23 protein-coding genes are annotated in these 24,923 nt (G+C 65.0%); 14 read left to right on the forward strand and 9 right to left on the reverse strand.

What is annotated here, in order from left to right; genetic code table 11:
• Window positions 1-124: 124 nt before the first annotated feature.
• From pstS to phoR, 7 genes are all read left to right on the forward strand, one after another.
• A complete protein-coding gene (gene pstS, locus AC07ZS_RS05325; RefSeq protein WP_494797542.1) occupies window positions 125-1,156 on the forward strand; it encodes a phosphate ABC transporter substrate-binding protein PstS in 1,032 nt (343 codons plus the stop codon).
• Between the two features lie 106 nt (window positions 1,157-1,262).
• A complete protein-coding gene (gene pstC / locus AC07ZS_RS05330) occupies window positions 1,263-2,243 on the forward strand; it encodes a phosphate ABC transporter permease subunit PstC (protein WP_494797543.1) in 981 nt (326 codons plus the stop codon).
• A gap of 11 nt (window positions 2,244-2,254) precedes the next feature.
• Entirely contained in the window at window positions 2,255-3,109 is an 855-nt protein-coding gene (pstA, locus tag AC07ZS_RS05335) for a phosphate ABC transporter permease PstA (protein WP_494797544.1), read from the forward strand.
• Between the two features lie 41 nt (window positions 3,110-3,150).
• Window positions 3,151-3,951, forward strand: coding sequence for a phosphate ABC transporter ATP-binding protein PstB (gene pstB / locus AC07ZS_RS05340; RefSeq protein ID WP_494797545.1), 801 nt, complete (start codon window positions 3,151-3,153; stop codon window positions 3,949-3,951).
• Window positions 3,952-3,984: 33 nt separating this feature from the next.
• Window positions 3,985-4,686 (forward strand): phosphate signaling complex protein PhoU, encoded by a 702-nt coding sequence (phoU, locus tag AC07ZS_RS05345; RefSeq protein WP_382157403.1) that lies wholly within the window; start codon window positions 3,985-3,987, stop codon window positions 4,684-4,686.
• Window positions 4,683-5,414, forward strand: a complete 732-nt coding sequence (phoB, locus tag AC07ZS_RS05350) for a phosphate regulon transcriptional regulator PhoB (protein WP_494797546.1) — start codon at window positions 4,683-4,685, stop codon at window positions 5,412-5,414. Before phoU ends, phoB begins: the two co-directional genes overlap by 4 nt.
• A complete protein-coding gene (gene phoR, locus AC07ZS_RS05355; protein ID WP_494797547.1) occupies window positions 5,411-6,730 on the forward strand; it encodes a phosphate regulon sensor histidine kinase PhoR in 1,320 nt (439 codons plus the stop codon). The genes phoB and phoR overlap by 4 nt, the downstream gene beginning before the upstream one ends.
• On the opposite strand, the gene AC07ZS_RS05360 is transcribed toward phoR, so the two are convergent.
• From AC07ZS_RS05360 to trxA, 4 genes are all read right to left on the reverse strand, one after another.
• Window positions 6,720-8,453, reverse strand: a complete 1,734-nt coding sequence (locus AC07ZS_RS05360; RefSeq protein WP_494797548.1) for an ArnT family glycosyltransferase — start codon at window positions 8,451-8,453, stop codon at window positions 6,720-6,722. The two genes, phoR and AC07ZS_RS05360, sit on opposite strands and share 11 nt — an antisense overlap.
• A 94-nt stretch (window positions 8,454-8,547) precedes the next feature.
• Window positions 8,548-8,805, reverse strand: a complete 258-nt coding sequence (locus AC07ZS_RS05365) for a type B 50S ribosomal protein L31 (protein ID WP_494797549.1) — start codon at window positions 8,803-8,805, stop codon at window positions 8,548-8,550.
• Window positions 8,806-8,891: 86 nt separating this feature from the next.
• Window positions 8,892-10,154 carry a transcription termination factor Rho gene (rho, locus tag AC07ZS_RS05370; RefSeq protein WP_159594444.1) on the reverse strand — a complete coding sequence of 421 codons (1,263 nt, stop codon included), beginning with the start codon at window positions 10,152-10,154 and terminating at the stop codon, window positions 8,892-8,894.
• Between the two features lie 184 nt (window positions 10,155-10,338).
• Entirely contained in the window at window positions 10,339-10,671 is a 333-nt protein-coding gene (gene trxA, locus AC07ZS_RS05375) for a thioredoxin TrxA (RefSeq protein ID WP_291120781.1), read from the reverse strand.
• Between the two features lie 124 nt (window positions 10,672-10,795).
• Here trxA and AC07ZS_RS05380 point away from each other — a divergent pair, with 124 nt between their 5' ends.
• The 3 genes from AC07ZS_RS05380 to AC07ZS_RS05390 are packed head-to-tail and all read left to right on the forward strand — an operon-like array spanning window position 10,796 to window position 18,032.
• Window positions 10,796-13,423 carry a PD-(D/E)XK nuclease family protein gene (locus AC07ZS_RS05380; protein ID WP_494797550.1) on the forward strand — a complete coding sequence of 876 codons (2,628 nt, stop codon included), beginning with the start codon at window positions 10,796-10,798 and terminating at the stop codon, window positions 13,421-13,423.
• Entirely contained in the window at window positions 13,420-16,773 is a 3,354-nt protein-coding gene (locus tag AC07ZS_RS05385; RefSeq protein ID WP_494797551.1) for a UvrD-helicase domain-containing protein, read from the forward strand. The genes AC07ZS_RS05380 and AC07ZS_RS05385 overlap by 4 nt, the downstream gene beginning before the upstream one ends.
• Window positions 16,770-18,032, forward strand: a complete 1,263-nt coding sequence (locus AC07ZS_RS05390; protein ID WP_494797552.1) for a TIGR03862 family flavoprotein — start codon at window positions 16,770-16,772, stop codon at window positions 18,030-18,032. Before AC07ZS_RS05385 ends, AC07ZS_RS05390 begins: the two co-directional genes overlap by 4 nt.
• A gap of 1 nt (window position 18,033) precedes the next feature.
• Here AC07ZS_RS05390 and AC07ZS_RS05395 read toward each other — a convergent pair whose 3' ends face one another.
• Window positions 18,034-18,366: an SMR family transporter gene (locus tag AC07ZS_RS05395; protein WP_494797553.1), complete on the reverse strand. Its 333-nt coding sequence runs from the start codon at window positions 18,364-18,366 to the stop codon at window positions 18,034-18,036.
• Between the two features lie 10 nt (window positions 18,367-18,376).
• A complete protein-coding gene (locus AC07ZS_RS05400; RefSeq protein ID WP_494797554.1) occupies window positions 18,377-18,730 on the reverse strand; it encodes a DOPA 4,5-dioxygenase family protein in 354 nt (117 codons plus the stop codon).
• A 262-nt stretch (window positions 18,731-18,992) separates the two neighbouring features.
• Here AC07ZS_RS05400 and AC07ZS_RS05405 point away from each other — a divergent pair, with 262 nt between their 5' ends.
• Window positions 18,993-19,226 carry a hypothetical protein gene (locus AC07ZS_RS05405; RefSeq protein WP_494797555.1) on the forward strand — a complete coding sequence of 78 codons (234 nt, stop codon included), beginning with the start codon at window positions 18,993-18,995 and terminating at the stop codon, window positions 19,224-19,226.
• Between the two features lie 104 nt (window positions 19,227-19,330).
• Here AC07ZS_RS05405 and mauJ read toward each other — a convergent pair whose 3' ends face one another.
• Both mauJ and AC07ZS_RS05415 read right to left on the reverse strand, forming a co-directional pair.
• Window positions 19,331-20,710, reverse strand: coding sequence for a methylamine utilization protein MauJ (gene mauJ / locus AC07ZS_RS05410; protein WP_494797556.1), 1,380 nt, complete (start codon window positions 20,708-20,710; stop codon window positions 19,331-19,333).
• Window positions 20,711-20,835: 125 nt separating this feature from the next.
• A complete protein-coding gene (locus tag AC07ZS_RS05415) occupies window positions 20,836-21,690 on the reverse strand; it encodes a hypothetical protein (protein WP_494797557.1) in 855 nt (284 codons plus the stop codon).
• Window positions 21,691-21,863: 173 nt separating this feature from the next.
• On the opposite strand from AC07ZS_RS05415, the gene AC07ZS_RS05420 reads away from it, so the two are divergent.
• Window positions 21,864-22,442, forward strand: coding sequence for a recombinase family protein (locus AC07ZS_RS05420; protein WP_494797558.1), 579 nt, complete (start codon window positions 21,864-21,866; stop codon window positions 22,440-22,442).
• A 92-nt stretch (window positions 22,443-22,534) separates the two neighbouring features.
• On the opposite strand, the gene AC07ZS_RS05425 is transcribed toward AC07ZS_RS05420, so the two are convergent.
• On the reverse strand, window positions 22,535-23,488 hold the full coding sequence (locus AC07ZS_RS05425) for an AlbA family DNA-binding domain-containing protein (RefSeq protein ID WP_494797559.1): 954 nt from the start codon (window positions 23,486-23,488) through the stop codon (window positions 22,535-22,537).
• A gap of 257 nt (window positions 23,489-23,745) precedes the next feature.
• On the opposite strand from AC07ZS_RS05425, the gene AC07ZS_RS05430 reads away from it, so the two are divergent.
• On the forward strand, window positions 23,746-24,150 hold the full coding sequence (locus tag AC07ZS_RS05430; protein WP_494797560.1) for a hypothetical protein: 405 nt from the start codon (window positions 23,746-23,748) through the stop codon (window positions 24,148-24,150).
• Window positions 24,147-24,566, forward strand: a complete 420-nt coding sequence (locus AC07ZS_RS05435; RefSeq protein ID WP_494797561.1) for a hypothetical protein — start codon at window positions 24,147-24,149, stop codon at window positions 24,564-24,566. The genes AC07ZS_RS05430 and AC07ZS_RS05435 overlap by 4 nt, the downstream gene beginning before the upstream one ends.
• Window positions 24,567-24,923: the final 357 nt, after the last annotated feature.

Raw genomic sequence — 24,923 nt, forward strand, 5'->3', positions numbered from 1 at the left:
TCCCGCGGGTGGGGCGGCTGGTTCGCCCCTTCGTTGTGTGACAAGCGTCCCCTGTCACATGGATGTCATATTGCCTTTCTAAAGTTCTCCTTGTTACGAATCCCCAACCGCTAGGAGTCACTTCATGATCAACAAACGAATTTTTCTCAAGACCGTGGCCGCAGCCGCCATGGCGACCGCTGGCATGGGTTCCGCACTGGCCGCCGACATCACGGGCGCAGGCGCTTCCTTCCCTTACCCGATCTATGGCAAGTGGGCCGAAGCGTACAAGAAAGAGACCAACGTCGGCCTGAACTACCAGTCCATCGGCTCGTCGGGTGGCATTCGCCAGATCAAGGCCAAAACCGTGGCCTTCGGTGCGACCGACGCCCCCGTGTCCGGTGAAGACCTCGACAAAGACGGCATGGTGCAATTCCCCGCCATCATCGGCGGCACGGTGCCCGTGATCAACCTCGAAGGCTTCAAGCCGGGCGAACTGCGCGTGACCGGCCCCGTGCTGGCCGACATGTTCCTGGGCACCATCACCAAGTGGAACGACCCCAAGCTGGCCGCCCTGAACCCGGGCAAGACGCTGCCTGACCAGGCCATCACCGTCATCCACCGCTCGGACGGCTCGGGCACGACCTTCAACTTCACCGACTACCTGGCCACCGTGAGCAAGGACTGGGCCGACAAGGTGGGCAAGGGCGCCGCCGTGAAATGGCCGGCCGCTTCGTCCGTCGGCGGCAAGGGCAACGAAGGCGTGGCCGCCAACGTGAGCCGTGTGAAGGGCTCGGTGGGTTACGTGGAATACGCGTACACCAAGAAGAACAACATGCCCTTCCTGCAACTGCAGAACAAGGACGGCAAGTATGTGAGCCCGGACGACAAGTCGTTTGCCGCCGCCGCCGCCGGCGTGAACTGGTTCAGCGTGCCGGGCATGGGCGTGTCCATGGTGGATGCCAAGGGCGCCGAGAGCTGGCCCATCAGCACCGCTTCGTTCATCCTGATGTACAAGCAGCCGACCGACAAGGCCCAGTCCGCCGAAGTGCTGAAGTTCTTCGACTGGTCGTTCAAGAGCGGCAAGCAGATGGCCGCCGACCTGGACTACGTGGCCCTGCCCGACAGCCTGACGAACGAGATCCGTTCCAAGGTCTGGTCGCAGATCCAGAAGTAAGCCACTCTCTTATCCGATGACATCCGCCGGTTGGAAAGGGCCGGCCGGCGGATCCAGTTGTTCTCAGGGTCACAATACAGGAGTCAACATGAGCGTGGGAACAACCATGAGTTCGAAATCTGCGCCGGCGGAGTCCGGCAATCCCAGCATGGTGTCGATTGCCAAGCGGCAACGCATCGAAGACATCGTTTTTCACCGGCTCACCCAGGGCTTTTCGCTGCTGGTGCTGGTGGCCCTGATGGGCATCATCATTTCCCTTTTCATCAACGCCTGGCCGGCTTTCCAGAAGTTCGGCCTGGGTTTCGTCTGGCGCGTCGAGTGGGACGTGGTCAACGAGGAATTCGGTGCCGCGATCGCCATCGTGGGCACGCTGGCCAGCGCCGGCATTGCCCTGCTGATCGCCGTGCCCCTGGCTTTCGGCATCGCGCTCTTCCTCACCGAGAACTGCCCCGTCTGGCTGCGCCGCCCCCTGGGCACGGCGGTGGAACTGCTGGCGGCCGTGCCGTCCATCATCTACGGCATGTTCGGTCTGTTCGTCTTCGCTCCGCTGTTCGCCGACTACGTGCAACCCGGCATGCAGGGCCTGCTGGGCTCCATGCCGCTGATCGGCCCGCTGTTCGGCGGTGCCACCAACGGCATCGGCATCCTGGCCGCCGGCATCGTGCTGGCCTTCATGGTGCTGCCGTTCATTGCCGCGGTGATGCGCGACGTGTTCGAGATCGTGCCGCCCATCCTGCGCGAATCGGCCTACGGTCTGGGTTGCACCACCTGGGAGGTGGTGCGCCGCGTGGTGCTGCCTTACACGCAAAAGGGCGTGATCGGCGGGATCATGCTGGGTCTGGGCCGCGCGCTGGGCGAAACCATGGCCGTCACGTTCGTGATCGGCAACGCCAACCGGCTGCCCACCTCGCTGTTCTCGCCCGGCACCTCGATCGCCTCGACGCTGGCCAACGAGTTCGGTGAGGCGGCCGACTTCCACCTCTCCACCCTGTTCGCCCTCGGTTTCCTGCTTTTCGTCATCACCTTCATCGTGTTGTCGGCGGCCAAGATCATGCTGCTGCGCGCTGAAAAGGCCAAAGGTCTCTGAGATAAAACACCATGGAATTCAATCACCGCCTCTACAAGCGCCGCCAGCGCGCCAACACCATCGGCCTGACCCTTTCCATGGGCGCCATGGTGCTGGGTCTGTTCGTGCTGCTCTGGATCCTCAGCGTGCTGCTCAGCAACGGCCTGGCCGCGCTGGACTGGAACATGTTCACCCACTCCACCCCCGCGCCGGGCACGGACGGCGGCGGCCTGGCCAATGCCATCGTCGGCAGTCTGATGATGGTCGGCTTCTCCGTGCTGGTCTCCACGCCCATCGGCATCTTTGCCGGCGTGTACCTGGCCGAGTACGGTGACACCAGCAAAACCGCCGAACTCACGCGCTTCGTGACCGACATCATGCTGTCGGCCCCGTCCATCGTGCTGGGCCTGTTCGTGTATGCGATCGCCGTGGCCACGCTCGGCAACTTCTCCGGCTGGGCCGGCAGCCTGGCGCTGTCGCTGATCGCGGTCCCGGTGGTGGTCCGCACCACCGAGAACATGCTGCGCCTGGTGCCGGGCAGCCTGCGTGAAGCGGCCTTCGCTCTGGGCGCGCCGCGCTGGAAGGTGGCCACGCTGGTGACGCTGCGCGCGGCCAAGAGCGGTGTGATGACCGGTTTGCTGCTGGCCGTGGCCCGCATCAGCGGCGAAACCGCGCCGCTGCTGTTCACCGCCCTGAACAACCAGTTCTTCAGCACCGACATGGGTGCTCCCATGGCCAACCTGCCGGTGGTGATCTTCCAGTTCGCCCTGAGCCCGTACGACAACTGGATTCGCCTGGCCTGGGGCGGTGCGCTGCTGATCACCCTCTCGGTGCTGGCCCTCAACATCGTGGCGCGGGTCTTCCTGCGCGAGAAGAAGGCGGGCTGAGCCCTCCGAACAACCGAATACCCGACACGGAACCGACGACCATGCCCAACACCGCCACTGCCTCCGCTCCGGCCGCCACGGCCCATGCCAAGAATGCGCTCGAACTGCGCAACCTGAACTTCTTCTACGGCAAGTTCCAGGGCCTGAAGAACGTCAACATGAACATCGAGGAGCGCAAGGTCACCGCCTTCATCGGCCCCTCGGGCTGCGGCAAGTCCACGCTGTTGCGCACGCTCAACCGCATGTACAGCCTGTACCCCGGCCAGCGGGCCGAGGGTGAGATCAATTTCTATGGCCAGAACATCCTGGACTCCAAGCAGGACATCAACCTGCTGCGCGCACGCATTGGCATGGTGTTCCAGAAGCCCACGCCGTTCCCGATGTCGATCTACGACAACATCGCCTTCGGCGTGAAGCTGTACGAAGATCTCAGCCGCGGCGAGATGGACGACCGGGTGGAATGGGCGCTGTCCAAGGCGGCGCTCTGGAACGAGGTCAAGGACAAGCTCAACCAGAGCGGCCTGTCGCTCTCCGGCGGTCAGCAGCAACGCCTGTGCATCGCGCGCAGCGTGGCCGTGAAGCCCTCGGTGCTGCTGCTCGACGAGCCTACGTCCGCGCTGGACCCGATCTCCACGGGCAAGGTGGAAGAACTGGTGCACGAGCTCAAGCAGGACTACACCATCGCCATCGTCACGCACAACATGCAGCAGGCTGCCCGCTGCAGCGACTACACCGCCTACATGTACCTGGGCGAGCTGATCGAATTCGGTTCGACCGAGCAGATCTTCTTCAAGCCGAACAAGACGGAGACGGAAGACTACATCACGGGCCGCTTCGGCTGAGCCCGCACATTCAGCGACCCAAGGAGGCCATTCATGACCGACAAACACATCTCCAGCCAGTTCGACGCCGAGCTGAACTCCATTTCCACGCATGTGCTCGAAATGGGCGGCCTGGTCGAGTCCCAGCTGCACCAGGCGGTCTACGCGCTGATCCACATGAGCCTGGAGTCGGCCGAGCAGGTGATGGAAAACGAAAACCGCATCAACCAGATGGAAGTGCAGATTGATCACGAGATCATCTCCACCATCGGACGTCGCCAGCCCACCGCCCGCGACCTGCGTTTCCTGATGGCGATTTCGCGCACCACGCAGAATCTGGAGCGCGCGGGTGACGAAGTGGCCCGCATCGCCCGCATGGTCAAGTCCATCATCCAGAACGGCTCGCCCCGCAACCTGCCCAGCTCGGAGCTGCGCATGGCCGCCGACCTGGCCGCTGCGCTGCTGCGCAAGTCGCTGGATTCGTTCGCCCGCCTGGACACCGCCATGGCGGTCGCCATCATCAAGGGCGACGACGCCATCGACCACGAGTACAACGGCTTCCTGCGCAAGCTCATCACGTACATGATGGAAGATCCCCGCACCATCTCGCCCAGCCTGGATCTGCTGTTCCTGGCCAAGTCGATCGAGCGCGTGGGCGATCATGCGAAGAACATCGCCGAACAGATCATCTTCATCGTCAAGGGCGAGGACGTTCGACACGTGCCCATGTCGGCGGTGGAGTCGGTGGTCGGATGAGAAAGCTGCCACGCGTCCTCGTGGTCGAGGACGAACCTTCCATCGCCGAGTTGATCGCGGTCAACCTGCGCCACAACGGTTTCGCGCCCACGGTGGTGTTCGATGGCGCGGCTGCCCAGCGCGAGGTGGATGCGGTGTTGCCCGACGTGATCCTGCTCGACTGGATGCTGCCCGGCGAAAGCGGCGCCGTGCTGGCGCGCCAGTGGCGCAAGAGTGAGCGCACCAAGACCGTGCCCATCCTCATGCTCACGGCCCGCAGCGACGAAAGCGACAAGGTTCAGGGCCTGGACGCCGGCGCTGACGACTACATCACCAAGCCGTTTTCCACCCAGGAACTGCTCGCGCGCATCCGCGCCGTGCTGCGCCGCCGCGCGCCCGAGATCGTCAACGACTCGGTGCAGGTGGGTGAACTGGCGCTGGACGCGGCCACCTACCGCGTGACCTTCCGAGGGGTGGAACTCAAGGTCGGGCCGACGGAATTCAAGCTGCTGCATTACCTGATGAAACACGCCGAGCGGGTGCACACCCGTGGTACGCTGCTCGACAAGGTCTGGGGAGACCATGTGTTCATCGAGGAGCGTACCGTGGACGTGCACGTCAAGCGATTGAGAGAATCATTGGGTGAAGCGTCCGGCATGGTGGAAACGGTGCGCGGCGCCGGCTACCGCCTCACGGCGATGAACCACACCGGAAAACCGGCCCAAGGCGCCCCGACCCAGGCCGCATGACCCGTCGCGCGATTGAATTGCTGCTCCTGGTCGCTCTGGGGGCTGTCTGGGGGTGGGCGCAAGAGTCGCCCGCCATCACCTTTGCCGGCGGCCTCGTGGGTGCGCTGGTGTGGTCGTTCGTGGACGGTCTGAGGGCGCGCCGCGTGCTGCGCTGGCTCAACAAGGGGGAAGCGACCCGGGCACCCAATCTGAGCGGCGCGTGGGGCGAGCTTGTGGAGCGCTGCCGCAAGGTCATCAAGAAGCTGGAGAAAAAGGCGCAAAGCAGCGACGCGCGCCTGGAAGACTTTCTGGCCGCCATCCAGGCCTCGCCCAACGGCGTGGTGCTGCTCGACTCCTCCGGGCGCATCGAATGGTCGAACCTCACGGCCGCCAATCACATGGGCTTCGATCCCCAGCAAGATCTCGGCCAGTATGTGAGGAATCTGGTGCGCAACCCGGCCTTCACCGCTTATATGGCCGGCGGGGATTTCGGCCACGAGATCCAGATCGACGGACCCGGCCCTCGGCCTTCCCAGCCGACCAAGATCTCGCTGCAGATCCATCCCTACGGCAAGAAGCGCAAGCTGATGATCACGCGCGATGTGACCGCGGTGCAACTGGCCGAAGCGATGCGGCGCGACTTCGTCGCCAATGTCTCGCACGAGATCCGCACGCCGCTGACCGTGCTCAGCGGTTTCGTGGAAACCATGCAGAGCATTCCACTGGAGGAGGCCGATCGCACGCGCTACCTGGACCTCATGAGCCAGCAGGCCCACCGCATGCAGACCCTGGTCAGCGACCTGCTGACCCTGTCCCGCCTGGAAGGCAGTCCCGCGCCCGGGCCGGGCGAGTGGATCGATGCCGAGGAGCTCCTGAGCCATGTTCTGGCGGAGGCCAGGGGGCTGACGCACGCGATTGCTGCCACACCGCATGACATCGAGCTGGTGGATGGCCCCGATCTCTGGGTGTCCGGGGCCCGCACGGAGCTCCTGAGCGCGATGTCCAACCTGATGAGCAATGCGGTGCGTTACACGCCCGGTGGCGGGCGCATCCGCGCGGGCTGGCGGCGGCGCGTCGACGGCTGGGCGGAGTTCTTCGTCAACGACACGGGGCCGGGCATTGCCGCCGAACACATTCCCCGCCTGACCGAGCGCTTCTACCGCGTGGACCGCAGCCGTTCGCGCGAAACCGGCGGGACGGGTCTGGGGTTGGCCATTGTCAAGCACGTGGCGCAGCGCCATGGCGGCCACATCGAGGTGAAGAGCGTTCTGGGGGAGGGATCGACGTTCGCGATCGCCTTGCCCCCGTCGCGGGTGCGCGATCGCGTCAGCGGCTGACGCGCTGGTAGACCAGCAGGCTTTCCTTGTTGTCGGTCAACCGGCGCACCGTGGCCTTGAACGCCCACTGCGTGAGATCGATGCGCTGATCCAGCGTGGGCTGGTCCTCGGGGTCCACGACCAGGCTGCGGCAACGGTCCTGGCCGGTTGCGCCGATGCGCACCAGTTCGAGACGGCCATGGTATTGAAGGGCGGCGATCTGCGCCTGGCTCAGGCCGTCGACCAGCACACAGCTCCGGGGCGAGACCAGCCCGGCGATGCTGCGCGAGATCGGTCCGTAGCTGCGGCCGAAGTCCAGCAGGGGCAGCCAGAGCGTCATCAGCAACAGCCAGCACAGGGTGCTGCCGGCCGCAGGCAGCACCAGGCTTTTCCACAGCGCCTGGCGGTGCCGGCCGACGCGCCAGGCGACGAGCCAGAGCCAGGCGGCGGTCGCGATCGCGCCAGCGGCGAAGAGCAGGAAGGAGAAGTCGGGCACGAACCCGGGGGCGAGCTTGGCCACGTTGGCGGCCGGCTTGGCGGGCACGCCGGTCTGCATTGCGAACCAGATCACCCAGATCACCAGCGCGCAGCCCGAGAAGAACACCAGCGTGAACCAGTCCACCAGCGCGGCCACGCTGCGGCGCAGCGTCGGGAGGGCAAAGGCGGCCAGGGAGGCCAGCGCGGGCAGGCCGAGCAGCAGGGCACGGTCGCGTTCGTCCGACAGGGCGCTGTCGGCCACACTCACCAGGGCGGCCCACAAGGGCAGCGCGACATGGGGCCGCAGCAGCTGGTGGCGCCAACGCCACAGGGTCCAGAGCACCAGCGGCCAGGCCGGCCACGTGAACCACACCAGCAGCTTGCTCCAACTGCGCCACTGCACCTCGGCCAACGGGGTCTGCAGGGCCGGCACGGGCACCTGCCCCAGGTAGGCCGCCGCAGCGAACGCGGCCAGCAGCAGCATGGCGGCCATCAGCAAGGGATCGCGGCCGGATGGCGGCGCTTCGAGCAGCCAGTCCGTTTGCGGGGTGGTGGCGGAAGGCTCGCGGCGCGAGAGCCAGAGAATGATCAGCAAGCCGCTCGCCAGCAGGAAGGCGATCCAGGGTGCACCGCTGAAGATCAGGGCCAGCACGGCGATGCCCCAGGCGAGCACGCTGCGGCCGGGTCGGCGGCTCCCCGCATGGGCCAGCCGCGCCGCCGCAAACAGCAGCAGCGAGACCCAGGCCAGGCGGGCCAGATCGGGCGTGGTTTCGTGCGAGAGCTGGGCCAGGCCCAGGCAGGCCATGAGCGCCAGCAGGCCGGCATCGGCCAGGGCACGCGCATAGTCGGTGGGTTTGGCTTCACCGCCAAAGGCGAAGGCCACCGGTTGCGCCGCGGGCTGGCGCGCCAGGTGGTACACCGTGTACCAGGTGCAGACCAGCGTGAGGGCCAGCAGCAGGGCAAACGGGATCCGCGCCGCGAAGTCGGCGGAGACGAAGGGCAGCAGCCGGATGAAGGCGGCCCCCAGCCAGTAGGGCAGCGGGCCTGCTTCTTCCGCCGCCAGACCGAGCACTTGGGGGCTCCACCAACCGCTGTGACCGGAAGCCATCTCCAGCATCACGCCGAAGGCGGACACATCGGCGTTCTTCCAGGGTTCGCGACCCAGGAAGCCGGGCAGCACGTACGCGACGCAGAACAGGATGAGTGCGAGCCGCGGCAGACGGCGCACGGCCGACTGGGTGACGATGGCGGGGGTGGGCTGGTTCACTGCGGCGAATATACAGGGGCGAAAAAAAAGCAGCCGGCCTGGGCTGCTTTTCTGGCGCAAGGTGCGGGTACCCGGAGGTCCGGGCGCACGCCGCTTACTTGGCTGCGGTCTTGCCGTAACGGTTGCGGAAGCGCTCGACGCGGCCACCCATGTTGTCCACGCTCTTCTGCGTGCCGGTGTAGAAGGGGTGCGATTCGCTGGAGGTGTCCAGCTTGAACAGCGGCAGTTCGCGGCCGTCTTCCATCTTGATGGTTTCTTTCGTGCTGGCGCAGGAGCGGGTCACGAATTTGAAACCGTTGGAGAGGTCCTGGAAGCAGACTTCGCGGTAGTTGGGGTGGATACCGTCTTTCATGGCGTTTCTTTCAGTTCAGGTGCCGCAGCCGCAACGAAACCGTTTCGTTGTACTTGCCGCAATTAGCAAAGCCTCGGATTATAACCTCAGCCGCCCCGGCGCATCATGTCGAAGAATTCGGAGTTGTTCTTGGTCGACTTCATGCTCTTGAGCACCATCTCCATCGCCTCGATTTCGTCCATGTTGTACATGAATTGGCGCAAGATGCGGGTTTTTTGCAGGATTTCGGGCTGAAGCAGCAGTTCCTCGCGGCGCGTGCCGCTGCGGTTGAGCTGGATCGAGGGGAAGACCCGTTTCTCGTACAGGCGGCGGTCCAGGTGGATTTCGCAGTTGCCGGTGCCCTTGAATTCTTCAAAGATCACTTCGTCCATGCGGCTGCCGGTGTCGACCAGAGCGGTGGCGATGATGGTGAGCGAGCCACCTTCCTCGATCTTGCGGGCCGCGCCGAAGAAACGCTTGGGCCGCTGCAGGGCGTTGGCGTCCACACCGCCGGTCAGCACCTTGCCGCTGGAGGGCAGCACGTTGTTGTAGGCGCGGGCCAGGCGGGTGATGGAGTCGAGCATGATCACGACGTCCTTGCCCAGTTCCACCAGGCGCTTGGCGCGCTCGATCACCATCTCGGCCACATGCACGTGGCGGGCCGCCGGTTCGTCGAAGGTGGAGGCGATGACCTCGCCGCGCACGGTGCGCTGCATCTCGGTCACTTCTTCGGGGCGTTCGTCAACCAGCAGCACCATGAGCACCACCTCGGGGTGGTTGGCCGTGATGGCGTGGCACAGGTGCTGCATCATCACCGTCTTGCCGCTCTTGGGCGGGGCCACGATCAGCGCGCGCTGGCCGCGGCCGATGGGGGCGATGATGTCGATCACGCGGCCGGTGATGTTCTCTTCGCTCTTGATATCGCGTTCCAGTCGCATCTGTTCCTTGGGGAACAGAGGCGTCAGGTTCTCGAACATGATCTTGTGCTTGTTGTCCTCGGGGGGCAGGCTGTTGATCTTGTCGAGCTTGTTGAGCGCGAAGTAGCGTTCGCCGTCCTTGGGGATGCGGACCTCGCCCTCGATCATGTCGCCGGTGTGCAGGTTGAAGCGGCGGATCTGGCTGGGCGAGATGTAGATGTCGTCGGTGCTGGCCGTGTAGCTGGTGTCCGGCGCCCGCAGGAAACCGAAACCGTCGGGCAGCACTTCCAGCACGCCGTCCGCATACACCAGTTCACCGCCCTTGGCGCGCTTCTTGATGATGGCGAACATCAGCTCCTGCTTGCGCATGCGGCCAGGGTTTTCGATCTCAAGCGCTTCGGCCTGCTTGAGGACTTCAGACACGTGCAGTGCCTTGAGTTCGTTAAGGTGCATGGAATTCACTCCGAAAGGGAGTTGAGTCAAAGCCGGGGGAGGGGGCGCCGGCGTCCGGATGGCGGACGGTGCGCGGAAAGAAGGGCGGGCGTCTGTCAGGCCCGCTGCCGCAAATTATGACAGGAAATAGGGGGCCGGGGAAACAGGGCCCGGGCATTGCACCCGGGCACCCTTCAGCAAGGCGTCAGGCCAGTTGCTGGTCGATGAAGGCGGTGAGCTGCGCCTTGCTCACGGCGCCGACCTTGGTGGCGGCGAGCTGACCGTCCTTGAACAGCATCAGCGTGGGAATGCCGCGGATGCCGAACTTGGCGGGCACGTCGCGGTTGTCGTCCACGTTGAGCTTGGCGATCTTGAGCTTGCCGTTGTACGAGCCAGCCACCTCGTCGAGGATCGGCGCGATCATCTTGCAGGGGCCGCACCACTCGGCCCAGAAGTCCACCAGCACCGGCGCTCCGGCCTCCAGCACATCAGCCTGGAAGCTGGCATCGGAAACGTGTTTGATCAGGTCGCTGGCCATGATTCATCCTAAAAGTCGTTGAACGGGGAAGGGTTACAGTTTGGGTCACATGCCAGCAGTTCAAGGTGTTCTCACACCCTCTGAGCGCACGGTCCGCATCATTGTGACAGAAACACCCATTTCCATGACGCCTGTAAGCTCGATCCCAGAGGCCGCTTCACCGGCCGCGGGCGAAGGCCATCCATCGGCGCGCCACTGGGCGCGCTGGATCGCGCAGATCGATCAGGCGATGCAGGACCGCGCCGTGCCCGCCAGCCGTGTTGTGGTGCTGGTGCCGTATGCCCAGTTGATGGACGCGGGGCGCCGGGCCTGGTCGTCATCGCACCCGAGCGGTTTTGCGCCGCGCTTCGAGTCCAGCCGCAATTGGGCCGCCAGCCTGCGGCCCTTCGTGCCCGGGCCGGGCGACCTCAGCATGGACATGGCACGCGACAGCCTGATGGCCGCCGCGCTGATCGATCGCGTGGCGCCCGCACGGGCCGACGCCGCCTTGCGCGCCGTCATGGTGGGTCGGCTGGTGGAGGCGGCGCGTCAACTGGCCCCCCTTGCTGCGTCGGTGCCGCCGGAGCAACGTCTGGCATGGGCGGAGCCCTTGCGCGACGCGCTGGCACCCACGTCGTCCTCGTTGCAGTGGGAGGGTCTGTCGGCCACGCTGGCGTTGACCTGGGCGAGCACCTCCGCCTACGCCACCGATGTGCTGTGGGCGCCGATGGCCGAACCCGGCGCGCACGCCGATCTGCTGGTGGTGTTGCAGGGGTTTCAGGAAGACCCGTTGGCCATGGCCCTGGCTTCGCGCTGGGGCGATCAAGCGATCGTCCTGTCCCTCGGCGAGTCGGACGGGCAAGGCCGCGAGGCCCCGGTTCTGCACGCCTGCGGTGACGCGGAGGACGAAGCCCAGCGCGCGGCGGCCTGCGTCATCGCGCAGATCAACCTCGGGCGTGTTCCTGTGGCGCTGGTGGCCAACGACCGCCTGCTCACCCGGCGCGTCAGCGCCATGCTGCATCGCATGGAGGTGCCGGTGCGCGATGAGACCGGCTGGAAACTCTCCACCACGCACGCCGCCGCCCAACTCATGAGCGTGCTGCGCGCGGTCGACGCGCGCGCGTCGATGGACGATGTGCTGGACCTGCTCAAGCAGGCCACAGCCTGGCCCGAGGCCCAGGTGCAGCCCCTGGAGCAGCTGGCGCGCGAAGCCGGCGTGTCGCGCTGGAGGGCGGCCCTCCAGCATGCGCGCCTGGCTCCCCTGATCCCCGACGGCCTGTCTGCCTGGCTCGAGGGTTTGCAGGCGGGGCGTCCCTTGACCCTCTGGCTGGGGGATCTCGCTTCGTCGCTCAAGGCCTGCGGCCTGTGGAGTTCGTTGGAAGCCGACCCCGCCGGGCAACAGCTGCTGCAGGTCTTGCGCCTGGGTGACGGTGCGGCCATGGAGTTGGCCGGTGTGACCCAGGCGGTGGACGGGAGCGCGCGCGGTGCGGCCCGCCTGTCGCTGAGCGCGTTCACGGCCTGGGTGCGTGATGTGCTCGAAGGTGCGAGTTTCATGCCCCAGACCGTGGGCGACGCGGCGGTGGTGGTCCTGCCCATGGCGCAACTGCTGGGGCGGCCGTTCGCCGCCACGGTGGTGCCGGGCTGCGACGAGTCGCACCTGAGCCCCAGCCCGGAGCCGCCCGGCGATTGGACCGCGGCGCAGCGCGAGCTGCTGGGCCTGCCCTCCCGCGAGGCCCTGGCCCAGGCCGCGGCCGGCGCGTGGCGAGCCACGCTCGCCCTGCCGCATCTGGCTCTTCTGTGGCGAACGCAGGAACGTGGCGAGGCCGTGCTGCCCAGTGCCTGGGTGCAGGCCTTGCCGATGCCGCCCGCGGCCGATCCGCGCGACCTGCGCCCGCTCCAGGCGGCGACCCCGCCGCGACCCGCACCTTCTGCGGGCGACGTGCTGCCCGAGTCGCTCTCCGCGAGCGCCTACCAGGACTTGCGCGATTGCCCCTACCGCTTCTTCGCATTGCGCCAGCTGCGCCTGGTGGAAGCCGCCGAACTCGAAGCCGAGCCCGACCAGCGTGACATGGGCAACTGGTTGCACGCGGTGCTGCGCGCATTTCATGAGCAGCGGGGCGACACCCGCCCGGGGCGCGATGCCGACCAGGCCTGGCTCGACCGGCTGGCCGACGAGACCGCTGCCGCCATGGGTCTGAACGCGGGCGAGGGTGGGGCAGGGTTCCTGCCCTATCAGGCCGTGTGGCCCGCCTTGCGCGAAGGCTATCTCGACTGGCTGGCCGGCTTCGAGGCCACCGACGACCGGCCGGGCCCGCGCTTTGTCCAGGCCGAGGCCGAGTGCACCGCGAGCGCGGGGCCCTGGAAGCTCTACGGCAAGCTCGATCGCATCGACGCACAGCACAGCCCCGAGGGACCGATCTCCTTCGTGATCGACTACAAGACCGAGAGCCGCAGCAAGACCAACGATCGCGTGAAGGAACCGCTGGAAGACACCCAGCTGGCGTTTTACGCCGCCTTGCTGCCCGACGACAACCTGCGCGCCGCCTACCTCAGCATCACCGACAAACGCGGCGACAGCGGCAAGGACGGCCCCACCTGGCTCGTGGAGCAACCGGACGTGCTGATGGCGCGCGAACATCTCCAGGCCGGCCTCGCGCACGACATGGCGCGGATCGCCGCCGGCCAGCCCATGCCGGCCCTTGGTGAAGGGCGGGTGTGCGAGTTCTGCGCCGCGCGCGGCCTGTGCCGCAAGGATTTCTGGACACCCGAATGACGGCACCCGCCTACCGCATCAATGGCGCGCCCGCCGCGCGCGAAGCCTTCTATGCGCTGGCTTGCGACCCCGCGCGCAGCATCGCCGTGGAAGCCTGTGCCGGCGCCGGCAAAACCTGGATGCTGGTCTCGCGCATCCTGCGCGCGCTGCTCGACGGCTGCGCGCCGCAGGACATCCTGGCGATCACGTTCACCAAGAAGGCTGCCGGTGAAATGCGCGACCGGCTCAACGCCGAACTGCGGCGCTGGGCCGGCCTGAGCGACGACGCCTTGGCCATCGAGTTGCGCGTGCGGGGCCTGGGCGAAGCAGACGCCCGGCGGCGTGTGCCCGAGGCCCGCAGCCTGTATGAACGCGTGACCGCCATCGGGCGCCCGGTGCAGGTGCGCACCTTTCACAGCTGGTTTGCCGCGCTGCTGCGGGGGGCACCGCTGTCCGTGCTGCAGGAACTGCAGTTGCCGGTGCAGTACGAGTTGCTCGAAGACGACGCGCGGGCGGTGGCCCAGGTCTGGCCGCGTTTCTACGCCGCGCTTGCCACCAATCCCGCCGAGCGGCAGGACTTCATGGACAGCGTGGCCGAGCATGGCCGTCACCAGACGCTGAAGGCGTTGGAGAAGGCGCTGCAGAAGCGGGTCGAATTCGCGCTGGCCGATGCAGCAGGCGTGGTCGACGCGTCGGTTGATCCCGTGGACCAGCGGTACCCAGAGTACGCTGGCTTCGACGATCCCGTGCGCTGGCTGGTCCAGGATGCGCGAGCCCTCACGCTGCTGCGGGAAGCCGCTCAAGCCTTGGGACGCGCCAGCGCCGTGACCTTCTCCGCCAAAGGCGTCGAGCTGGAGCAGGCGCTCGGCCAGGCCGACGGTGCGGGGGTGCTCACGGCCCTGCTCACGCAGAAGGACGAGGCGCGCAAGTTCAGCGACAAGCTCGCCGGCATCGAGGCCGTGCGCGCCGCTCAGGAACTCGCGCTGCGCACGCTCGAAGCCCTGCGCCAGCACCGCGCCTGGCTGCACCACCAGCGCCTGTCTCGCCTGGCCCGCGTGCTGCTGACCTGCTTTGCCGCGTTCAAGCGCGAACGCGGCTGGGTCGACATGAACGACGTGGAGGGCGCGGCGCGCCGCCTGCTGGGCGATGCCGAACTCTCGGGCTGGTTGCAGCAGCGGCTGGACGCGCGCGTGCGCCACGTGCTGATCGACGAGTTCCAGGACACCAACCCGCTGCAATGGCAGGCACTCTATGGCTGGCTGTCGGCCTACGCGGGGGCCGGTCCCGGCGAAGCCCCCTGTGTGTTCCTGGTGGGGGACCCCAAACAATCGATCTACCGGTTCCGCCGCGCCGAGCCGCAGGTGTTCAAGGCAGCACAGGCCTTCGTCGTGCAGGGTCTGGCCGGTGCGCTGCTCAGTTGCGACCACACGCGGCGCTGCGCGCCAGCGGTGGTGGACGCGCTCAACGCCGCCATGGGCGCGGCGGTGCAGGCTGGCGAGTACGGCAGCGACTACCGCACCCACACCACCGAAAGCACCGCGCACGGCGAGGTGTTGTGCCTGCCGCAGCTGCCGCGCAGCCTGCTGGAGCGCAGCGCCGCCGGGCAGGGCGATGGGCCCGTGTGGCGCGACAGCCTCATCACGCCGCGTGTGCTGCCCGAAGACAGTCTGGCCGCGCTGGAGGCCGCGCAGGCCGCCGACTGGATCGCCACCGAGGTCGGTGACGGGCGCCTGCTGCCTGACGACATCATGGTGCTGTCGCGCCGGCGCGAGCGCCTCGCGTGGATGCACGAGGCCTTGCTCGAACGCGGCCTGGCCAGCGAACAACCCGAGAAGCTCGAACTGGGCGAGGCGCCTGCGGTGCAGGACGTGGTGGCGCTGCTGGACGCCCTGGTCTCGACCCGGCACGACCTGAGCCTGGCCCGGGCCCTCAAGTCGCCGCTGTGCGGCTGGAGCGACGACGACCTGGCCCAGCTGGCACGCTGGCGCGTGCGCTGGACCGCGCCGCGCACCGAGGGCGCGGACCAACCCAGGATCCGGCTTTCCTGGTGGGATGTGCTTCAGCGTTTCGCCGGTCTCTCCGCCGACGAGCAGGCGGCGGCGTCCGCCACGCCTGCGCAGGCCTCGCTCATGCTTGGCACCGCGCAACGGCTCGCGCTGTACCGAGGCTGGCTGTTGAGTCTGCCGCCGCACGACGCGCTGTCGGCCCTCTACGACCATGGCGACGTGCTCGCCCGTTTCGCGCAAGCGGTGCCCGCGAGCCAGCGCGCCGCCGTGCTGGCCCAGCTGCGCGACCTGCTGACCCAGTCGCTGGCGCAGGACGGAGGGCGTTTCCTCACACCTTATCGCTTCGTGCGGGCACTCAAGGCCGGCGGCATCAAGGCCACGGCGGTGCAGACACCCGGGGCGGTGCGCCTGCTCACCATCCATGGCGCCAAGGGCCTGGAAGCCCACACCGTGCTGATGCTCGACACCGACTCCGGGTCCGCCCGGCCCGAGAGCATGGGCGTGCTGGTGGAGTGGCCGGGCGAGGACCCGCTGCCGCGCCGCTTCGTGTTCCTCGCCAGTGAAAAATCGCCACCCGCCTGCGCGGTGGATGCCCTGCAGCAGGAACAGCAGGCACGCTCGCTGGAAGAATTGAACGCCCTCTATGTGGCGCTCACGCGCGCCGAATCGCGGCTGGTGATCTCCAGCTTCGAGCCGCACAAGCGCAGCGCCACCACCTGGTACGCGCGCCTGCAGCCGCTGGCTTCGCCGCTGGAAGCCCCATCACCCGCGGTGGGGCTCGACGGCGAGCGGTTGTTGGAGAACCCGACCTTTGACCTGCCGAGCCTGCCCGCGCTGACCGTGGCGCTGTCGCCGGCGGTCGATGCCGAGAAGGCGCCGCCACCCGTGGACGACACGGCCAACCGCATCGGCCTGGCGCTGCACCGCCTGCTGGAATGGCGGCCCACGCCGGCCCAGGGTTTCGATTGGGCGCCCGAACACAGCCAGGCGGTGGCGCGCGAGTTCGCGCTGGACCCCACACAGGCGCGCGACGTGCTGGCCATGGCCCGGCGCATTGTGAGCGGCGAGGCCGCCTGGGCCTGGGACGCCGAGCAGCTCAACCACTGGGGCAACGAGGTCGCGCTCTTCCACCGGGGTGAGCTGCTGCGGCTGGACCGCCTGGTGCGCCGTCGCGACAGCGGCGACTGGTGGGTGCTGGACTACAAGAGCGCCGCTCACCCCGAACGCCAGCCCGAACTGCTCGCGCAGATGGAGGGCTACCGCCAGGCCATGGCGCAGGCCCGACCGGGCGAAACGGTCCGGCTGGCCTTCATCAATGCACAGGGCCGGCTCATCGAGCTGGCCGATGTTTCACCTTCCTCATGACCGATCCGAGTTCTTTCCTGCCCGTCGATGTGGCTGTCATCGGTGGCGGCCCCGCCGGCCTGATGGCCGCCGAAGTCATGGCCCGCGCCGGCCTGCGTGTGCACCTGTTTGACGCCATGCCCTCGGTGGGCCGCAAGTTTTTGCTCGCGGGCCAAGGCGGCATGAACCTCACGCACGCCGAAGCGCTGCCGGCCTTCGTGGGCCGCTATGGCGCGCAGGCGGAGCGCCTGCGCCCGCTGATCGACGCCTTCGGGCCGCAGGCCGTGCGCGACTGGGCCGCCGGCCTGGGCATCACCACCTTCGTGGGCAGTTCGCAGCGCATCTTTCCCACCGACATGAAAGCCGCGCCGCTGCTGCGGGCCTGGCTGCACCGGCTGCGCCATCCCGAGGAGGGCGGCGCGGTGGTGAGCTTCCACATGCGCCACCGCTGGACGGGGTGGGACGGCGCGGCCCTGGCGTTCGACACGCCGCAGGGGCCGCTGCGTGTCCAGGCCCGCGCCACCGTGCTCGCGCTTGGCGGGGCGAGCTGGGCGCGCCTGGGCTCCGACGGTGCCTGGGTGCCCAGACTGCAGAGCGAGGGCATCGACGTGGCGCCCCTGTTGCCCAGCAACTGCGGCTTCGACGTGGCGGGCGGCTGGAGCCCCTTCTTCGTGGAGCGTTTCGCGGGCCAGCCTTTCAAGTCGGTGGCGGTGCGGTTCACGGACAGCCTGGGGAACGGCTTTCACCGCAAGGGCGAATTCGTCGCCACGGCCACGGGGGTCGAGGGCAGCCTGATCTATGCTGTGTCGGCTCTGTTGCGCGACCAGATTGCGCGTGAGGGCCGGGCCACGTTCGAGCTGGACCTGCTGCCCGACCGCACGGCCGAACAGGTGCTCGCGCAAGTGGCCCACCCGCGCGGTTCGCGCAGCCTCTCGAGCCACCTCAAGAGCCGGCTCGGCCTGGAGGGCATCAAGATGGCCATCGTCAACGAGTTGCTGGGCAAGGACGCCCTGCACGAGCCCGCCCGCCTGGCCGCCGCGCTCAAGGCTTTGCCCATCACGCTGGCCGCCGCGCGGCCGATCGACGAAGCCATCAGCAGCGCGGGGGGCGTGCGTTGGGATGCCCTGGACGACGGCCTGATGGTGCGGTCGCGCCCCGGCCTGTTCTGCGCTGGCGAAATGCTGGACTGGGAAGCGCCCACCGGGGGCTACCTGCTCACGGCCTGCCTGGCCAGCGGGGTGGCGGCCGGCGAGGGCGTGCGCCGCTGGATGGCGACCTGATTCAGTGGGCCGAGCTCTTCGAGAGCAGGTTGAGCACCAGCACGCCGGCCACGATCAGGCCCATGCCCAGCAGGCCGGCACCGTCGAGCTTCTGGCCGAAGACCAGCCAGCCGATGAGCGCGATGAGCACCACGCCCACACCCGACCAGACGGCATAGGCGACGCCCACGGGAATGGTGCGCAAGGTCAGCGACAGCAGGTAGAACGCCGCGCCGTAAGAGACCACGACGACGGTCGAGGGCCAGAGCTTGCTGAAGCCCTCGCTGGCCTTCAGGGCGGAGGTGCCGACGACTTCGGCGGCGATGGCCAGACCGAGCAGGATCCAGGGGCTCATGGTCGGCCGTTCAGTCCACCAGGGCCTGCAGGTTCAAGGGGTAGGACTTGCCCAGCCACAGCGCGCCGTCGCGGTGATCGCTCAGGGCGTCGCCCGTGTTGGGGTGGATGAGCACATCCAGCGCGGCGTGGTTGAGAGAGAGCCAGCTCACCACATGGGCAAACTCGCCGGCATCGAACGCCACCTGATAAGTCCAGGCCGGATGCGGTCCGACCGGCTTTTCGTGGAAACGCCCGATCTGCACGCGCGGGCCGAGTTCGGCGGCGATGACTTCGCGCAGGGCCCAGGCGGCGTCGCGGGTGTCCGCGCCGAAGTACACGTGGGCGTGCCAGCTGGCAATGGAGGCGGGATCGCGCACGGACATGGCGGGAGGATGAGAAGAAGGTGACGAGCCTTGACATCGCCAAGTCGTCGGAAAAATCCAATTAAATCAACAGGTTACGGGAGTCGATTTCGTTGTAGGTGATACAGGGCGGTGCCACAGCGAGCCCCAATCGTAACAGTCCCGTGATGTTCACGGTGCCATGATCTTCATGGCAATGTAATCAATTAGTTTACAAATTCACGTTGAACCGTGATGATGCAGGCTCTCGCCCAATTTCGGGCTGCACTAGGAGCATCAAACCATGCAATTCAGACTTCAGTTTGGACACCACGTCATCGACCTCATGCACGGAAGCGACCTTTATGTGGAAACGACCAAATGGGCCTTTCACCTGTGCTTCAACCTTAAGGTGAACTCCTGGCGCCCCACATGGCTCCGGTTGGGTGACGGCGCGGGACAAGTTGAATTCCTGGCATGGCGGCTCGTTTACAACGGCATTGACCGAGCGTTCTACGGGAAGCACGCCCAGGGCTAAGAAAGCCCCCAAAGGGCTCGCCCGATTGAATGATCTTTTGGAGTTTCGAGAATCGCCGCGAGCCCTGTCACCTAGAGCTTTGGGATTCGGCATGCACTGTGTCATCAATTGGGATTCTGTGCGGGTGCGGCTGTGGACTGCACAGTAGCTGGCAACATAGCCCTGAGCTTATCTATGTGTTTTTCAATCCCGTCAAACGTCCTCCCGATGTCGATGTTTACCGGAATGACTACGGCGCATTGCACCACCTCCCCGCCTTCCAGCATCACTTCTGCTGTCCTATTTCCGATCACATCTCTGAAGAACTCCATGGCGGCGATCGCCGAGTGGATGTCGCCGCCACGCGTAGGGGACAGAGCGAAGTTCTCTTCTACGGACGCATGGGCTTCTCCCTTATGGAAATCAAAATAGAACACAAGCGACAACGTCTTGTCCGCATTGGCCGCGACCACCTTGGCTACGCCGCTTTGTACTGCGACGACCGACAGATACAGATTTTTGAAGGGCTCTGGCGGCATTTCCGGCCAAATTCTGACACTGACGCGCATCCCGTCTAACTTCAGTGATTTCTCCGAAATTGCGTCTCGGCTCTTTACATCTTCAAGAGCGTCTGCACTTATGAAGTTGTACAAAGGAATTAATCGATCGCGCTCGCGGTACACATCCATGAGCGTTGGTATGTCAAGTTCGTCTCGGATGAAGATTCGAGCAAGGCCCCGCATAACGTCGATGTCTTTGAAGATTCGCTGACGATCCTCAACAAGGTCAGGGTCAACAATTACCTCCCCAATAGACGCATGAGCAACCGCGTGCCGACCGCTATCGCGGATGTGGGTCGATACATCAACGCCGTTGGCTTGCAACTCTTGCACGCGTTCGGCTGCGTGGTGTGTCAATCGTGGAATGGCTGCCGCAATCCATGCACCCTTGTCTTTCCCTTTTGCCTTTGTAAACTGAGAGTCAATGACCTTGTAGAAGCTCAAAAAGGAATAGGCATCATGCACCCTATAGAGCCGCTGACCTTCTCTCCAGAAGGCGAGAGCTTTGCGTGCCTCGTCGTTTGGAATCAATGGCAAGTAGTTGCAGTTCAGCTTATTGCCCTCTCCCATTACGGTCCCACTTGGGGGCTGCCCCGTGCGTCCGTATCGAACGGCGTGTGAGCTTGTTATATACCCCCCAACGTCAACGAACCCCTCCAAGTACCATCCAAGAATCGAACCGAAGCGATACATCTTGTGAACAGCATGTTCGGCTGTCCGATCTGGGTGCGTCCGCATGCTGATGCATGGTGTTTGCGAATGATCCCGTCCTGTTCCCCGCATGAAATAGTCGTCACCGTCATAGCGAATGAGAGTGTCTTCCAGGGGCCAAGCGATTGACGTGTCTATTCTCGCGGTGACCCAGCCGAGGTGTTGCTTGTAGTGTTCCGTGACTTCTTCGCCGAACGTGTGCTGCACGTATGGGCCGCCGAGCGCTCTCGCCATAGGTGTTCCTTCAGAGGATGCGGTTTAAACGGAGACCAAGACGGGGGGCTTAATTTGCCGAAAAAATTCGAGAGCCTCCTCGATGCAGAGTGAGCGCGAGTTTCCCCCCATGGGGGCCTCCGGCTTTACCCCCCAAGAGCATCCTCGGAGCGCACGGCGGCGAACCACGCATCCTTGTCAAGAAGGTCTTGGTTTCGCGCAAGGTGGTCCAAATGCTTCTTCCAAGGGTTCACATACTCGTGCAGCGATGGTCTGTCCAACTCATTTAGTAGGGGCATGTCTCGGATCAGCGAAGTCAGCCTTTCGGCGTGTGTTCCCGGTTGCCAGTCAAACACGTTTCCTGCGACCGATCCCCAAAATGCGCCGTACTTTTTCCGCTCTTCTACCAACGCCAGATATTGAAGATCATCAGAGGCGATTGGTTGAGGGTAGGCCTGAACCTTCGCATTGAGCTGTTCTTGAGCAACTAGGAGTGGGCGCTCGACGCGTTTCAGGAGGCGCCGCACCAAGTCGGTAGTGGTGATCTTGACCCACGGAGCGAGAACCTCGCGGACAGTTTCTGGATTGGTTCCCAGACTTTCAAGGTGTCTTCTTACACGTTGGGCCGTGGCGTGGGCCTCTTGAACAGTAGGCGGCCCACTAAGCCTGCCGGCTTTTGAGTTCAGCGAGATCAGCGTAGCCCCTGACATCTCAGCGAGTTCTCTCAACTGTTCAATCGTTGCATTCGCCTGAGTGATTGCTTCATCCAACTTCCGCGTTCGTGCCTCGACCCCAAGGCCCTTCAGCATTTCAAATCGTTCGATCGAGGCCGCGAGAAGTAGGACCAGCCCCGCCGCAAGCCCGACTCCAGATGCAGGTAGGTTACCCGTCCAGAGAGAAAAAACGCCATTTGCCAAACATGCGACGCCCGCCCCTGTAAGAACCACGTCCGCAACGACTTGTCGCTTTGAATACCATTTTGAATGTTGACTCACCGGCATTTCTCCATAACTCCTACACACCCATGATAGAGGGGCGCCACGACGACATTGTCAGAAAACGAAGGTTGCCAACACCCGGGATTCCAAGGAGTTTTGGGTGTCAATAAATTAGAGGTTGACACTTATCAACGGTATGGAGATACTGACACCCATTTTCAACACCTGGGCATCACATGCGCACCTTCGGCTACGGGCGGGTTAGCACCGCCGACCAGACCACCAACAACCAGCGCCACGAACTGGAGACGAAGGGCTACGCAATCGAGCCTCACCGTTGGTTCACCGACACCATCAGCGGCAAGGTGCCCGCCAAGGAGCGCCCACAGTTCGCCAAGATGCTGGACAAGCTGGAGAAGGGGGACCTTTTGGTAGTCGCCAAGCTGGACCGCTTGGGACGCGACATGATTGACGTGATGCAGACCTTGCGCGACCTCACGGACAGGGGCATCCGCGTGAAGGTAGATGCGCTGGGCGACTCCGACCTGACCAGCCCTGCGGGTAAGGCCGTGGTCGGCATCTTGGCCGTTGTCGCCGAGATGGAGCGGGACATGCTGGTGGAGCGCACCCAGGCGGGGCTCGCTCGGGCTAAAGCCGAGGGCAAGCAACTGGGCCGGCCGACGAAGACCAGCGAGGCCGATAGGGACGCAATCAGGGCTCGATTAGAAGCTGGTGAGACGGTCTCACAGGTCGCCCGTGAGTACGGTATCAGTCGCGCTACGGTGATAACCATCAGGGAGAGCGTGCCGGCGTAGCGCACACGGCGCGTGGTCCGATCAACGCTGTATGCCAGCCTTGTTGAGCAGTCCTGTTGATGCGTACCTAGATGACACTCCTTGTGCGGGGATCAGAAAGTGCACCAGTCATCAAAAACCACTTCGCCACGTTGCGGGGCGCTATTGTTGAAGTACAAGACCCAGCGAAGAGGTGTGCCCTTCACCTGTTGGTATATCTGTTCATCAACTTCTATCAAGATTTCGGCGAAATGTCGGTAGCTGTTGTTGAGCCTCAGCGTCTGCCCGGGATGTATAAGGCTTCTCTCGCCGTCCCGCCATGGGTCACCGTAGCTGACTCTACCAATTCGTGTGCCGTCACCATACGCTGTGTGGGCGACGAGTTTGTGAAAGTTGGGTTGCATCGCCATCAAGTCCGTCTGCTTGGCCCGCGTATCGCGGAGAACCTGCGCGGGCAAGTCAACATCTAGCCACCACTTCTCCAAGGTCACCGAGCCAGTGTTTTCGACGGCTATTTCGAGAGCGTAGCGATGAAGTGCTTCGGATTGCAGCACCTTCCGCAAGCGTAGATCGACAGCAGCCTCCGGCTTGGTGCGTCGAGCCATAACGTCTCGAATTTGAAAGTCCACCATCGGCACGGTAGCTGCCCCCGCTCGCTGGTAATACTTGTGGTCGCGCAGACTTTGGTGGGCCGTGCTCGCCGCTTCAATCTCGACCGCGACGACGCGTCCTCCCCCCGTCTGAGGAAGCTCGGTGACGTGGAACCGTGTTAGCGGCGGACTTGTACTACTGCGGAGCACATCGCCAATCCAGTCGCGGGTAGCGCGGGCATCAACCACGGGGTCTAGCCCACTGGCGGTCATGACGCCCTCTACTGACGCCTCCGCCACGCCGTAGATGATCGTCCCGCCCGCAGCGTTCGCGAAGCCCGTGCAGTCCTTAACAAGTTCTGTCCGCGCCTCATTGCTCCCCACGGTCAAGGATGCACCGCGTTTGAAGTCCAGATATAGCCCTTCCGGCTCGCGGCCTGCGATGCACTGCTCTACGTCCGTCTGAGTAATCGGCATCCTGCGTCTCCCGGTGTGTTGAAAAGCATGAGTAATGTAAGAGACACGGCACTGACCGAAGGGCTTCATGGCAGCGGTGGTCTCTTGGGTAAACCGTACCCACTTGGAGACCCAGCAATCCGAGGCGATTCACGCTCCGGAATAAAGGGTACCCATCAGGAAGGGCGGCGTCCTGCCGTTCGGCCAACTCCACCGAGCCCCCGATAGCGTCCAACTCGGATGCCTCGGGGGTTTGTCTTTTTCATCATCCCGACCCAATGCAAGAACTGACCTCATCTGCAACGCCCAACGTCTCGCAAGAGCCCCTCATCAACCGCGAGCTGACCTTCCGCAATTCCACCTTCGGCGCCCTCAAGACTTACATGCGCGATCACAAGCGCCGCACTGGGGAGACCCTGAGCAACGCCGCAGCGGTAGACATGATCCTTCGCGCCTATCTGGCCCGCCACATCCACCCCGATGCGGTGAAGACCATGCACGGCCTGTCGCGACCTCAGGCCATGGCCGCCCTCCAGGCGATCCCCAGCGAGGCCGACGAGGAACCCGCTGTCCGCATGGTGCCCGCCGCGCTATGCGCACCCCGCATCATCAATCTGAGCCTGTCTCACCGCTCGCGCCCGTTCGTGCGTCTCTCGGGGGACGAGATGGGTGATTCGACGTGAGCCACTACGCGATGAAACCCGTGCCTGACTGCGGGGGCGACTACCCCGAGTCGTTGCTACGTGAATGGGCGACGACCGCGCTGGGAGCCGTGCGCTGCTCGACTTCATACCTCGCGGCACTGGGCATCACCCTGGGGAACATGGCTCGGGCGGATCGGCACGGGGCAACGCTCCACCTGACGGCGGATGTTCCGTTCGCCTCGCGGCAGACCATGCGAACCATCCTCGGGCAACTTCTCGGGGCCGGGTTGGTGACGGTGCGTGAGGCGCATGGCGCAGTCGTTCACTCCTACGGGGGAGCGGCACCTACGGATAACCACCATCCGCTGGAGCGGCTGTATCGCGAAGCTGAGGATGCGGCCTTCAACCGCTACCGGCAATCTCTGGGCCTGTGTGTGGGTGATGTCCCGTACTGAGGCCGTCCTTAGCAACCACGAAACCGCCTTAGCAACCACCATATAAGAGGGCACCAAAAGGCGAACCGGATGGGGCGAAGCTGAGGCCAACCGACAGGTGCCCAATCGGTTCCGATCCAAGCCCTTCAGGTGTTCTCAGCATGGGGTGCATCCATGATCCAACCAATTAGCAATGCACCTCATCGAGTAGCCCGAGAGCGTCTAGCGGGTGGCCTTCAGTTGACCCCGAGATGGTGGTGACCATGGTGTCTTCCCCACGTAGGTCTTCCCCCGAGCGTCCCCCCTTGCCGAGCCCTATATAGGCACCGATGCCGCGTCCCCGTGGCTTCATCTGTAAAGGGGAGAGCCAACTTTCCC

The organism is Hydrogenophaga sp. GW456-12-10-14-TSB4 (genome assembly GCF_059424305.1).

Excerpts from the sequence above, each read along its gene's own strand:
- AC07ZS_RS05425 (WP_494797559.1), bottom strand. The coding sequence starts at position 23,488 with ATGCCGATTACTCAGACGGACGTAGAGCAGTGCATCGCAGGCCGCGAG.
- mauJ (WP_494797556.1), bottom strand. The coding sequence starts at position 20,710 with ATGGCGAGAGCGCTCGGCGGCCCATACGTGCAGCACACGTTCGGCGAA.
- pstS (WP_494797542.1), top strand. The coding sequence starts at position 125 with ATGATCAACAAACGAATTTTTCTCAAGACCGTGGCCGCAGCCGCCATG.
- pstA (WP_494797544.1), top strand. The coding sequence starts at position 2,255 with ATGGAATTCAATCACCGCCTCTACAAGCGCCGCCAGCGCGCCAACACC.
- AC07ZS_RS05420 (WP_494797558.1), top strand. The coding sequence starts at position 21,864 with ATGCGCACCTTCGGCTACGGGCGGGTTAGCACCGCCGACCAGACCACC.
- AC07ZS_RS05390 (WP_494797552.1), top strand. The coding sequence starts at position 16,770 with ATGACCGATCCGAGTTCTTTCCTGCCCGTCGATGTGGCTGTCATCGGT.
- AC07ZS_RS05430 (WP_494797560.1), top strand. The coding sequence starts at position 23,746 with ATGCAAGAACTGACCTCATCTGCAACGCCCAACGTCTCGCAAGAGCCC.
- AC07ZS_RS05380 (WP_494797550.1), top strand. The coding sequence starts at position 10,796 with ATGACGCCTGTAAGCTCGATCCCAGAGGCCGCTTCACCGGCCGCGGGC.
- trxA (WP_291120781.1), bottom strand. The coding sequence starts at position 10,671 with ATGGCCAGCGACCTGATCAAACACGTTTCCGATGCCAGCTTCCAGGCT.
- AC07ZS_RS05405 (WP_494797555.1), top strand. The coding sequence starts at position 18,993 with ATGCAATTCAGACTTCAGTTTGGACACCACGTCATCGACCTCATGCAC.
- AC07ZS_RS05385 (WP_494797551.1), top strand. The coding sequence starts at position 13,420 with ATGACGGCACCCGCCTACCGCATCAATGGCGCGCCCGCCGCGCGCGAA.
- AC07ZS_RS05395 (WP_494797553.1), bottom strand. The coding sequence starts at position 18,366 with ATGAGCCCCTGGATCCTGCTCGGTCTGGCCATCGCCGCCGAAGTCGTC.
- AC07ZS_RS05400 (WP_494797554.1), bottom strand. The coding sequence starts at position 18,730 with ATGTCCGTGCGCGATCCCGCCTCCATTGCCAGCTGGCACGCCCACGTG.
- AC07ZS_RS05415 (WP_494797557.1), bottom strand. The coding sequence starts at position 21,690 with ATGCCGGTGAGTCAACATTCAAAATGGTATTCAAAGCGACAAGTCGTT.
- phoB (WP_494797546.1), top strand. The coding sequence starts at position 4,683 with ATGAGAAAGCTGCCACGCGTCCTCGTGGTCGAGGACGAACCTTCCATC.
- pstB (WP_494797545.1), top strand. The coding sequence starts at position 3,151 with ATGCCCAACACCGCCACTGCCTCCGCTCCGGCCGCCACGGCCCATGCC.
- pstC (WP_494797543.1), top strand. The coding sequence starts at position 1,263 with ATGAGTTCGAAATCTGCGCCGGCGGAGTCCGGCAATCCCAGCATGGTG.
- AC07ZS_RS05365 (WP_494797549.1), bottom strand. The coding sequence starts at position 8,805 with ATGAAAGACGGTATCCACCCCAACTACCGCGAAGTCTGCTTCCAGGAC.
- phoR (WP_494797547.1), top strand. The coding sequence starts at position 5,411 with ATGACCCGTCGCGCGATTGAATTGCTGCTCCTGGTCGCTCTGGGGGCT.
- phoU (WP_382157403.1), top strand. The coding sequence starts at position 3,985 with ATGACCGACAAACACATCTCCAGCCAGTTCGACGCCGAGCTGAACTCC.
- rho (WP_159594444.1), bottom strand. The coding sequence starts at position 10,154 with ATGCACCTTAACGAACTCAAGGCACTGCACGTGTCTGAAGTCCTCAAG.